Genomic DNA, 12,042 nt, shown 5'->3' on the forward strand with positions numbered 1-12,042 from the left:
GAATAATACATAGTTAACTTGTTTACTCCCACACCAATTGTTTAGCGATCGCATAAATGAAAGAGTAGATTTTGTGAATAAATTAATCAATAAAAATTATTATGAGCTTTTTTGATAATTCTGTACCGCCTCTTTGTCTCAAGCAAACTAATCTTGATATTTACCATCAGGGAAAAGTTTTGCACCTTTGCTGTAGAAGAGGAAAACATAGGTTTTGTTCAAGGGTTTATACCCGTGTTGACTTAGCTTGCCTGCTGTGGGCTTTAGTACTAATACCGATATTTGTCATACCTCAGTTTTTTCCCGTGAGTTGGACGGTTCTAGCTGGTTTATGGTCAGGTTTGAGCTTGGTTTGGCTTTACGCGATGGTAGTCATTTCGCATGATTGGGTGAAAGTAGAGCGCGTCAGTTGGGTGCTTTATTGCTGGGTCATTCTAATGCTTGTTGGACTTCTCATCACCGACTTAGGGGTGATTCTGATTTGGAGTGGGGTGATAGCTAACCTTTGCCCATTGTGGTTGGGGTTAAGCGCTCTTGGCTATTGGTGTACTGGGCTAGCCCTGCATTCCCGTGCCATTATAGCTGTTGGTCTTGTCCATCTGCTCGCGATCAGAGTTTTGCCCTACGTCAGGTCTTGGTCGTTTCTATTCACCGGATCTGTAATGGTGCTTGCCCTTATTTTATTAGCTGAATTGCGGTGGGATATGCTCCCTTCACAACTGAGAAATAAAGCTAGTAATTCTAGCTACAGCCAGTTGCAGGTAAGGACAAAAAGTAAATAAACCTTTTAAATTATTTTCTACCTGTTTATTATCTATGGAAAAAATAATCATTGCTGCCAAAGCAGCCAATAATGTAATTGGAAAAGATAATTCTCTGCCCTGGCATTTACCAGCGGATTTAGATTTTTTTATGCGAACAATCGAAAATAAATTTCTCATCGCTGGTCGAATTTTTTTTGAATCAGTTCAGGGAAGAGAGGTATTTCACAAAGGAGTAAAAGGTATAGTTATGAGCAGAAATAAATTTTATAAAAGTCCTAATGTTCAAGTGGCTCATTCGGTTGAAGAATCTTTACAATTGTCTGAAAAAAAAGGAGTACAAAAGGCATATATTCTTGGCGGTGGTGAAATTTATCAGCAAACAATCGCTTTAGTTGATCGATTAATGATTACAGAAATTCACAATGAATTTGCAGGAGATACTTTTTTCCCGGAAATCGATAAATCTCAGTGGCAAGAAGTGAGCCGCATTACTCATACAAAAGATGCCCTCAATCCTTATGATTATTCCTTTGTAGTTTATGAACCAGCGACAGGCCGGTAGCGCTCCAGGCAATTAGTGTGACTTGTCTGCCAAATCCCCCATTCCAACTGTCACCAATTTTTTTGAATGAGACGAGGAGAGTGATTTTTGATGTTAACCAACCAATCTTATCGTTCTAAAATCTACAATTTTTTGGCAACCTTTTGCTTGGTATCATTCGCTGTTATCGCCATCTTTGTGGGGAGCGCAAGTTGGGCAATAGCGCAGGAACTTTCTCCAGTAAGCAGTATAGCGACAGAGATTAACCAAAAAGTATCCAAAGACCGTAGCCGAGCAGTCAAAGAAAAGCAATTTTTATTTGAGCCTAAAAGCGGGACATTGGCAGAGGTTAACCAAAAATTTCACGAAGATTATGACAGACTAATTGCTGAAATAACCTCTACATTCGGAAAATCAGGAGGTCCAACGGTACTTGTCTTTACAATGAAAAAGTTAATCTTATACCACAACGGTAACAGGGAAGAACAACAATTTATCCCTCTTCTTTATCATCAACTCAAGGCTATTGAGCATCACCCACTAACTCTTTATGGAACTTTACAATCCTTTGAAGGTCAGAAACTTACAGCTTCTCTTAAAGATTTTTTGGTAGAGCGATCCAACTTATTACAAGAAACATTAACGAGTCTGAATGAAGAAAATTGGTCTCAAAATATCGTTGGCAACCAGAAAGCGCTTCTCACAGATTCAATAGAATACATCAATCAAGTCTTAGTCGAAAAATACATAAATAGTGAGAAGCTAAACAATTATGTTCGCTTGGTGAGTCCAAAAATTATAGGAGGGGTGAATGAGGCAGCAGTAGCAGAACTAGAACTAATAAATGACAAGATAAAAACATTGCTATCTAAGGATAAATGGCAATCTCCCTATGTGGTGATTTGTAGCGCTCATCAAGCACGACACGGTGAGGTTGTCACTCAATATTTTGAACACGTGTTCAACGAATTTCAGGGCGAAGCGGCGGAACGGGAAGATCGGATCGTCTATGCCGAGTCGATTTTTGACGACGAACAAAAAGCACTTAGATTACTGGCAACCCACATCCTAGATCAGAAACTGGGTTCGGCTTTCTTCAGAGATTCAAGGCGAGCGCAAAGCGATGTTATGATTGATCCCGCCAGCTTCTGGCTGTGGGAACATACAATGGACATACCCAAATTGCCATAATCAGGAGAGCATTAAGTTATTTTATAATGCTCTTCTGACAGCTAGATGTCAAAGTTTAGCTGTTTGAGGAATTCGCCAACTGTATCCATTGATACTCACACCCCTTCTAGTAGGGTCATTAATTGACCAAAGATACCAATTTAGATGATTGACAAAATCAACTAATTGTGTAGCTTATGGCTCACAGCAATATAACTATACACAAACATACCAACTTTATCTATTTCTTGTTGAGAGCAAGAACTGAATAATAAATAGTGAAGTTTTTTGGTGAATGTCCACTCTCCTTAATTCAGTCCTTATTTTTCTGCTCTGGAGCTATCTGGATCAAAGCCTTTTTGTATTAACCGCCTGTTTTGGGATTAGGAGCATCAGAATCTAGAGCTAGCTTGCTATGCACATATTACTCAAATGGAACCACTATATGAATGTTGGCGAAGTTCTGGAAACTGTAGAACAAAGTCTGCTCTCTAGGCAACTGAGTTCTCTGGAGCGATTCATCCTATGTCAGTCATGGGTCGGACGCGGTTATAGCGAGATGTCACCCGAATGTGCCTATAGTATCGCTCACATCAAGGATATTGGCTCCCAATTGTGGCAAACCCTTTCCAAAGCCATAGGGGAGAGGGTGACGAAAAAAAATCTGCTTTTAGTCCTCAAGCAATATTGGCTCTCCCGAATCGGTGAAACAGTGACTAGTGATCAACAAAGGCAGAGGTTAGAAGGCAGGAGGCACAAGGAAATGCTTTCCGAATCTCTGCCCACTACTGTTGGGAGTCAGGATATCAAGCCCCCTGTAACAATGTTGCATTGGCTCCCCGAATGGAGGGGTTTGAATCCTCTTGGGAATGGAGCCTTCTGCCCTCTGCCTGCTGCCTCCTGCGTTCTTCAACCGTTAAGAGTTAGAAATATGATTGAAATTGCACAATTCACAACTGATCAGGCAAAAAGTTACTGGCATTCTATAAATCAGCTAAAGCTCAATTTCATTCACCAAAATCAACCCCATCAGTATGGGTTTCCACTCATCATTTCTGCGGAAATTGCTGACCAACTGTACCAAGCCTCTCAGGAACTTGAAGATTACATACTAGCCTTGGCAACTGATGCTGATGCCCTGAACGAACGGATAACTCAGAGATTTAATAGCGTTGTGGGACAACCTCTAAACCTCAAGACTATCAACTCTTATTTAGTTAAACATCTTCAATCAGGCTTAGGAATTCCTATAAATTATGATGTACTCGTAACCGACAATTTCCAGAGTAGCTTAAGTTTAAAATCTACTGAGGTGCAAACTTCTTGTTGTCATCTAGGCTGGATGCGTCTAATGTTACAGGCGGCAAGAACAGCATTAGGGAAGAGTCATGAAGAGTTACTGGATAAACTTTTTGAGCCAGAAAAAGGCTTAAAAGCTATTAAGCAGCTAAGCCAAACCCCTGAGATTTTTATAGTTGATGTCGATCCGATCAGACAGGTTACTAGAATAGATCTACAAGCCATGTCAGAGTTAGTATCTGGTTCTGGTTCTCATCTCATATCGATTTACGAAATTTATCGTCAGGGAAACAACTGGCTAGCTGACATCCACGATAGTGCAGGTAGGTTATTAAAGACTGTAAAAGTCGTTAATATCATCTGTCGGATGGTGCCTGGCGAGGTCAGAGAGGTTCTAAGTACGCTACAAAACCAACCTGACAGAAGACAAGAAATTGTAGATTTCTTTTCAGACTCAAGCTTAAATTGGATCTGGCATCCGGCTTGGCAGAACATTTTTGATAAACGAGATTTAGCAGCCTTTAAAAATTTGCCAACGGCACAGCAGCATTATGTTGAAACTATTCAACAAGGTGACGTTCCCCCTGGAGTATATTTTCAAAAATCAGTCGATGGTCATGGGGGTGCAAATCAGTCAATAGTCAAAGTCCAAGACAAGTATTCTGTCCCAGAAGGCTTCATCCTACAGCCCTATCTGGTCAAAAAGCGTTTTAAATATATTGTCTCTGAACAGGGATTGGATTTTGACTGTTCTGTTGAATTACGAATCATGCGGAATTTATCATTAGGTACTGCCCGAAATCAGAGCGGAGCTTACTTCATGGCAAGAATTGCTCCTTATGAAGTAGAGGGTGAGAGTGTGAAAAACGGTATGACGGAAATTCACAAGGCTATGTATCACATTCTTGACCAGTACAAACAAAGCTCCAGAAACATACACCATTGGCAGTTGCCATTCGGTTTTAGTCCGGTTCTAATCCAACCCTAATTGCCTCTCATTTACAAAACAATAGTTGAGGTTAATTGAGATGTATTAACGTTACCCCTTCTCCCTAACTTGATTAACAAAAAATAGCCAAATAAAAAACTGATGAGTTTATCCACAAATACTTGGCAGAAAATTTTCATCGTTACAGGAATAACTGTTAGTGTTTTTTCCATGTATTCTTGTAACGTTTATGCTCAATCTTTTGGGAAAAAAGAAAATGTATTAATTGTCCAAAATCTAGGGGGAATAGTCCGAAAAATTCCCTTAGAAGAAGTAGCACTTCCAGCAATGTCTTCAGCAAAGACAGCGACTAATGCTGAATTTAATCAAGCCCGAATTGAACTGAAATCAGATGGTTCGTTAATATACATACTCCGAGGTCAAAACCAACAAGGTTTTGAAGCTGAAGTGCAAGTTACTCCCAATGGCACTCTTATTCAAGTTGACGAGCAAATAGAGATCAGCGGAGTTCCTGAAGTTGCTGTAAAAGCTTTTAAACGATGGGCACCCAATGACCCACTTATCAGCACTTGGCGGAGTACCCGTCTTGGCGAATTTTTCTATCAATTTGTCATTCAGGATTTTTGGTTAGAAATTGCGGCTGATGGTAATAAGGTCATAATTTACCGCAAAAAAATTCAGTATTAGTTAATCGAAAATACCTTATTTTTAAAATAGAGCTGTGTGGCAACAAAAACCACCTCGGCAAGGTAAGGACTTATCAAAAATCTAAATTTAGGTTGATGTAGCGATGATTTCTAATCGCTATCAAACCTTACTTCATCAAGACACTCATGAAGACTTTTACAATCGGTAACTGGCAAAGACTTTTAACGACCACATTAGCTATAATATTTTCTGGCGCTACTAATGCTGCTGAGGTGCAATTACTTAGAGGCGCTGGTGCTTCTTTTTCTCAACCTCTTTATCAGCGTTATAGTGCAGAATACGAACGGGAAACAGGTGTAAATTTCAGATATACCGCCTCTGGCAGTGGTGGTGGTATTCGTTTGTTTATGAATCAAACTGTGGACGTTGGAGGTACTACTTTAATCCCTACCCCAATTGAGAAAAATCAAATGCAAGATGGGTTGCTGATGGTACCTACAGGGGGAGGGTCTATAGCTATTGTCTATAATCTTGAAGATGTGACTTCTGATGTTAAATTATCTCGTGAGCAACTGGCAAAAATATTTACAGGTAAAATTGCCAATTGGAACCAGGTTGATTCTAGATTTCCTAACAAAAAAATTCAAGTTGTAGTTCAATCTGGTAGTAGCGGTACTACCTTGACACTGACTAGATACTTACGAAAAATTACGGGTGGAAAGATAGAAGCGGCACGGGAACCGAATTGGGGATTTCAGGTTTTTGCTGCCTTTCCTCAAGATAGTGCAGTAGCTGGAGAAGTGCGAAGAATTGATGGTGCGATTGGCTATGTTCAAACCAATTTTGCTCGTCAGAGCAATCTGCCTACAGCTAGGATTGAAAATCGGGTTGGTCGTTACGTGGAACCAACTTTGGCAGAGACGGAAAAAGCTCTAGCTAATATAAAGTTTAACGATGAATTCACGACTGAAGATATTGATGACCCAGAAGATGGCTACCCCTTGGTTAGTTTGAGTTGGTTACTTTTTTCTAAAGAGTATCCTAATGAAACTCTGGTTCAAGCGAATAAGAACTTGTTGAGCTGGATTTTGACTAAGGGTCAAGAATTTAATCAAGAGTTAGAGTACACGAAAATTCCAGAAAATGTAGCGAAGCAAGTGATTGAAACTGCCAATAAGGAATTGAGGGTTCGTCCCTAAGCAGGAGGCAGGAGTTAGGGGGCAGGAGGCATAAGGTAAGAGGTAGAGGAAGCAGAAATTATGATTAAATTGGGTGTGTCATTGCCACTGAGTTCGGTAATACTGGGTTGTAACTTGTTAGTATTACCTCCGGTCTTGGCGCAAGAAAATAATACTAATACGACCGTACCTGAAATTGAAGGAGGCAGAGGGCAGGAGGCAAAGGGCAGAAGCAACAAATCAGATAGCGATAGCCAAGCGTATGCCCTACCCTTCGGGTTCTCCTTGGGAGTACGGGATGCTATGCTCTTCGACCATGCTCCGCAAACGCTTAGAGCAAGTCTTCACCCAAGGGGCGACGCCAAGGGCGAACGAGCGTCAGCGGTAGCGAGGCTACGAACGTCAGGGGATTCCACGCCTCCTGATTTGGAGTCACTAAACGGGAGTTCAGTGGAGGTCTTAAACCCTTGCTCTATGAGGTCGCAGCAGAGACTCCAGGACAGTATTCCTTCTGCCTCCTGCCCTCTGCCTTCTGCCTCTCTCGCTCAACCTCAAATCCCAGAAATTCCTACTAACCCGTTAGAGTCGCCTCAACTCTATAGCCAACCTCCAGATTTGATGGAGGATTTTACCCGTGTTGAAGATTTGCGAGATGTTAGTCCTGGAGACTGGGCTTATGAGGCACTGCGAAGCTTGGTAGAAAAATATCGTTGCATTGCTGGTTCTGGTCAAGGGACTTTTGAGGGAAATCGTGCTATTACTCGTTATGAATTTGCGGCTGCTTTTAATACTTGCTTGCTCAAGATTGGACGTATAATTTATAGCTTGAATAATACATTTCCTAATCAAGAAGACTTGGCAGTTGTACAAAGGCTACAAGCCGACTTTGCTACAGAGCTGGAAACCCTCACTACTCAACTAGATGATTTAGAACAGCGAGTAGATTTTCTTAATGAAAATCAGTTTAGCACGACTACAGTTGTCCGGGGGACAGTAGATTTTAATTTAATTAGTGCTTTTGGAGAGCAGAAAGCTGTTGCTTCTGGGGGAAACCCAAGGGAAGACTTGAATGAAAACCTTACTCTATCAGCGCGGGTAAATCTCAATTTTGATACTAGCTTTACAGGGAAAGACCGATTACGGACTAATATTCGAGCTGGAAATGTTAGCAATTTTGGTAATACTGTTACTGGAACAGATATGACTCGCCTGATTGGTGCTGTTAATACGGGTAACGATGTTAGGATAGGTTCGTTATTTTATGAGTTTCCAATTGGAGGCAGACGCGGTAAAGTAGCGATCGCACCGGCTGCTGACTTTCCCACTCGCATTTTTCCGGCACTGAATCCTGTTTCTCCTATTTCCAATTTTGGTGCTGAAAGTCCTATTTATTCGTTTGCTTTTGGTACGGGTGCTGTAGTTTACTATAATTTCACTGATCAATTTGCTGCTGGTGTTAGTTATTTAACTACGAGTGGTGGAAATCCAGTGGAGGGACTGTTTGGGGGTCAGTATACGGCTTTAGCTCAGGTCACTTATACTCCATCTGATAAGTTAGCGATCGCGTTTACCTATGGTCATTATTATGCTCCCGAACCCGGTGCAACGGTTAATGTCACTGGGAGTAAGGGCAGCAGATTTGCTCAGTTGCCTTTTGGTGGAAGTACGGCGACTTCCTCTAATGCTTATGGCTTACAGTCTACTTACAAGTTGAGCGATCGCTTGATTTTAGGGGGTTGGGTTAGTTATTTTAATGCGAGGGCTGAAAGTTCGCCTGTTGTTAATGGTTTAGATGGTTCAATTGGAGCTAATGCGGATATCTGGAGTTGGGCTTTTACGGCGGTAGTGCCAGATTTGGGTAAGTTAGGGAGTCAGTTAAATTTTGTCTTGGGTATGCCTCCGAAGGTAACAAGTAATGATGTTGCTTCTCGTTTAGATCGGGATACGTCGATGCATTTTGAGCTATCTTATCGCTATCCAATTAGTAATAGAATTTTTATTACTCCGGGTGTTTTTTTGATTACTAATCCTGAGCATAATGCTGCTAATGGCAGTATTTGGATTGGATTATTGCGAACGACTTTTACGTTTTGATTAAGACCAGAAGTGGATGAGTAAACATTTCCTGAGAGTTTAGCGATTTTGCGATCGCAGGCAAAGCAAATATATTTTTCCTACTTTTCCTACTTGACTTTATTGGGTGTGGTCGTAACCCAGTTTGTGATGAAAAGGGGACACGGATTGGTATCAATCAAGAGCCGTTTTGGCAACTGATAACCAGGTGGAGTTGCTTTATATAGTCGTCCTGATAAGTCTTCCTACTTTTCCTACTTGATTTATTAGGGAATAAAAGTTAATGTCATTAACAAGTGCTTTTAACAGCCCCGTAATCTTGGAGAATGTTTCGTTTTAAGTAACTAAAAAGCTTTTACAAAAATGGCAGAAAAGGAATGACTTTACAGAACAACGGCACCAGCCACCACTCATACGATGCTGTGGTTGTTGGTGGTGGAATTATTGGGAAATCCATTGCTTTTGAACTAGCTCGCTCCTCGGTGCGTGTTCTCTTGATCTATCCGCAGCAGCAGAATAGTGATGGTGCTTCGCTGGCTAGTGGTGCTATGTTGGGCGCATACGGCGAAATCACTGCCGACCAAGAGACTCTCGAAGAACAGCTTGAACTGGAGTTTCGGATTAAAGCACAGAAGATTTACCCTGATTGGATCGATAGCGTAAGGGAGGCATCAAAGCAAGATATCTTCACCACACAAGGGACATTTATTATCGGTAACAGTGCAGGCGATCGCGATCGCGCCAATCTCAAGCGCATGAAAGCCCAACTAGAAACCTATAATGAACCCCATGAGTGGGTCGATCCAGAAGATGTTCCCGGTTTAGACACTAACAATTCCTGTCCGGCGTACCAAGCGTTGTTCATCCCTGGTGAAGGGTCAGTTGATTCTCACAACTTACTGTCAGCCCTTGAGGTGGCGATCGCACAACACCCCAAAGGGGAGGTCTTAAACGATAAAGTTGTGAAGATCGATTTTGGCGACACCGAAGGCACATGGAACATCCAGACCGAAAACCACGGTTGCATTTCCACTCCAAATGTGGTTGTGTGTGCGGGAGCTAAGGTTCCAGAAGTTATCGGTGAGACACTGTTTTCCAAGCTGAAACTGCCTGCGGTGTTATTTGGCAAAGGCACCAGTTGTATCTTGGCGGATGCTCCCCATTTTCCCCACACGCTTCGCACCCCCAATCGTTCCTTTGCTTGCGGACTGCACGTTGTTCCTCGTAGTGGGGGACGCTTATACATTGGGGCAACCAATTCTTTGAGCTTGACTGCCCAAATGAGCTTAGGAGTTCAACCGCAAGACCTTCTTTATATTCTTGGTGATGGGGCTAGTCAGTTCAATACTGCGCTGCGAAATACCAGAATCGAGGAAATGCGTTATGGATTGCGGCCCATTCCCTCTGATGGGATTCCTTTAGTTGGAAAAACTGCATTTTCAGGGTTGTTCGTGGCGACGGGAACCTACAGGAATGGGATGCTGATGGCACCGTTAGTTGCCCAGGTGGTGACGGCAGAGTTACTTGGCAAACAATCCCCCACTGAGAATGTGTTCTCGCCGATGATTGAACGTCGTCGCAATGAAAATCCGTTCCAGCGGTTGCTGGATGTGGGTGCTCGCGATTTGATGGCTACGGTACGGGAACCCGGTGGCTTTTTGCCTTACAACCGTACCCGCGAACTCGAATCTTTTGTTCGCCTGTTGTTTGAAATGGGTGTCTTGGAAAATTCTGCCCATGCGGCGCTGCGGGATAAGGCGAAGCAGATGATGCGCGATGTGCCATTGGATGAAGTTTTCCTGTCCATTTACTACGAATTTATCAAAACCGCCGTGCCTTCTTCTGTGCCGCAAGTTAACCCCCAATTGACAAATGGTAAAGCTGGCAGCGTTGCCAAGAGTGCGGTTAATGTCAAGGGTTGAGCGTTATCGCTTCGACGGCGCAATTCTCAGGAAGGGGTTGGTCTAGTTTATTTGGGCAAGTTATCCCGTCTAATAGCGAGTATCTTGACTGTTTGCAACACAAAGGAGCAATACAATGACTACTTCTAAACGCCAAGCTCTGCAAAAGCAAGGGGAAAAGCGCGTTGCGCTCCTAGAAAAATCCCGCCAGGATGACTTTCGCATTGGTGAAACAGTTCCCCCCAATATACGAACTGTTTTAGGGCAATTAGGAGTGCTTGATTCCTTTGAACGAGATGGTCACCTCCCCTCATTGGGAAATTGTTCTGCATGGGGTGGAACCCAATTGGGATTTCAGGATTTCTTTTTCTATCCCGGGGGGAACGGTTGGCATCTGAATCGGGCACGATTCGATACAGCGCTGGCTAATGCAGCAGAGGAAACTGGTACGATTTTAATGCGGGAGACAACAGTGCTGGAATGTAACCAACTTGCTGATCGCAAATGGAGACTGACACTACGAACCAAAAAAGGTTGCCAATTCCAGGTGACAACTTCATTCGTAGTTGATGCGAGTGGACATCGAAGTATTTTTGCTACCAGGGTTGGGGCAAACAAAGTACGGATGGATCGCCTGATCGGTGTTGCCTCAGTGTTTACTTGGGAAAAAGAGGCTCCAAAAGATTACCACACTTTGGTAGAAGCAACGGAATTTGGCTGGTGGTACGCAGCCCGTCTGCCCAATGACCGTGCGATCGTCACCTTAATGACCGATAGCGAACTGCTGCGAAAACATCAGATCTTCCGGCCAGAAACCTGGACAGCTTATTTAAAGAAAACGCAGTATATTCAGGAGTTAACCTCTCACGCCTCTTCTCAATCCAGGCTTTTGATTCAGCCCGCCTTTTCCCAGTACTTAGATCGGATGACAGGTCATGGCTGGCTGGCTGTTGGAGATGCGGCTTGTACTCTTGACCCGCTTTCTTCTGCTGGCATTTACAAGGCTTTACAGTCAGGAATTAAGGCTGCCTTTGCGATCGCCCGTTATTCTGACGGTGATCGGGACGCTCTTGCCGCATACGAATCTCAAACTCTGCATCAGTTTGAAGTTTATTTGCAAGATCGGTGCAAATACTATGCCCAAGAAAACCGTTGGCCCAACTCACCTTTCTGGCAACCAAGAAGAGGTCAAATTACACTTTCACCCTCAAAACTCCTGAGTTTTCGAGAATCGCCTCAAATCGCCAGCAAATTAAGGTTAAATATGTATTTACCAGCCAAAGATTTGCGATTGCTTTGTCAGTTGTGTACCGCCTCCAACAAAGCCAGCGACGTGGTTTCTGAATTTCTCACCCAAACCTCGCGCAAGCTTTCTGCCTACCGAGTCATTGAGGCGCTTCAGTATCTTTTAGAACAGGAAGTTCTTCAATGAATTTCAACATAAACAGGAAGAGTGCGATCGCACTCTTCACGTAACGAGTGGCTCAAGAGCTTGATAGCTCTTACTTTTCACCCACTT

The 12,042-nt window shown here is 42.9% G+C and carries 8 protein-coding genes; all 8 read left to right on the forward strand.

Features of this window, described 5'->3' with window-relative positions; translation table 11 throughout:
• Positions 1-816 precede the first annotated feature (816 nt).
• The 8 genes from ACLGGO_RS21670 (at position 817) to ACLGGO_RS21705 (ending at position 11,955) form a co-directional block, all read left to right on the forward strand.
• Positions 817-1,326 (forward strand): dihydrofolate reductase, encoded by a 510-nt coding sequence (locus ACLGGO_RS21670; RefSeq protein ID WP_446420869.1) that lies wholly within the window; start codon positions 817-819, stop codon positions 1,324-1,326.
• A gap of 90 nt (positions 1,327-1,416) precedes the next feature.
• On the forward strand, positions 1,417-2,496 hold the full coding sequence (locus ACLGGO_RS21675) for a hypothetical protein (RefSeq protein ID WP_446420870.1): 1,080 nt from the start codon (positions 1,417-1,419) through the stop codon (positions 2,494-2,496).
• 832 nt (positions 2,497-3,328) lie between these two features.
• Positions 3,329-4,762 carry a hypothetical protein gene (locus ACLGGO_RS21680; protein ID WP_446420871.1) on the forward strand — a complete coding sequence of 478 codons (1,434 nt, stop codon included), beginning with the start codon at positions 3,329-3,331 and terminating at the stop codon, positions 4,760-4,762.
• Positions 4,763-4,864: 102 nt separating this feature from the next.
• On the forward strand, positions 4,865-5,410 hold the full coding sequence (locus tag ACLGGO_RS21685; RefSeq protein WP_446420872.1) for a hypothetical protein: 546 nt from the start codon (positions 4,865-4,867) through the stop codon (positions 5,408-5,410).
• A 146-nt stretch (positions 5,411-5,556) separates the two neighbouring features.
• Positions 5,557-6,570, forward strand: coding sequence for a phosphate ABC transporter substrate-binding protein PstS (pstS, locus tag ACLGGO_RS21690; protein ID WP_446420873.1), 1,014 nt, complete (start codon positions 5,557-5,559; stop codon positions 6,568-6,570).
• 60 nt (positions 6,571-6,630) lie between these two features.
• Complete coding sequence (locus ACLGGO_RS21695; RefSeq protein ID WP_446420874.1) at positions 6,631-8,643, forward strand: iron uptake porin; 2,013 nt, start codon at positions 6,631-6,633, stop codon at positions 8,641-8,643.
• 356 nt (positions 8,644-8,999) lie between these two features.
• Positions 9,000-10,544 (forward strand): NAD(P)/FAD-dependent oxidoreductase, encoded by a 1,545-nt coding sequence (locus tag ACLGGO_RS21700; RefSeq protein WP_446420875.1) that lies wholly within the window; start codon positions 9,000-9,002, stop codon positions 10,542-10,544.
• A gap of 115 nt (positions 10,545-10,659) precedes the next feature.
• Positions 10,660-11,955: a tryptophan 7-halogenase gene (locus ACLGGO_RS21705; RefSeq protein WP_446420876.1), complete on the forward strand. Its 1,296-nt coding sequence runs from the start codon at positions 10,660-10,662 to the stop codon at positions 11,953-11,955.
• The last annotated feature ends 87 nt before the right edge of the window (positions 11,956-12,042 follow it).

Origin of the sequence: Coleofasciculus sp. (assembly GCF_046565525.1) — a bacterium.
In the GTDB taxonomy this organism is placed as follows: domain Bacteria; phylum Cyanobacteriota; class Cyanobacteriia; order Cyanobacteriales; family Coleofasciculaceae; genus Coleofasciculus.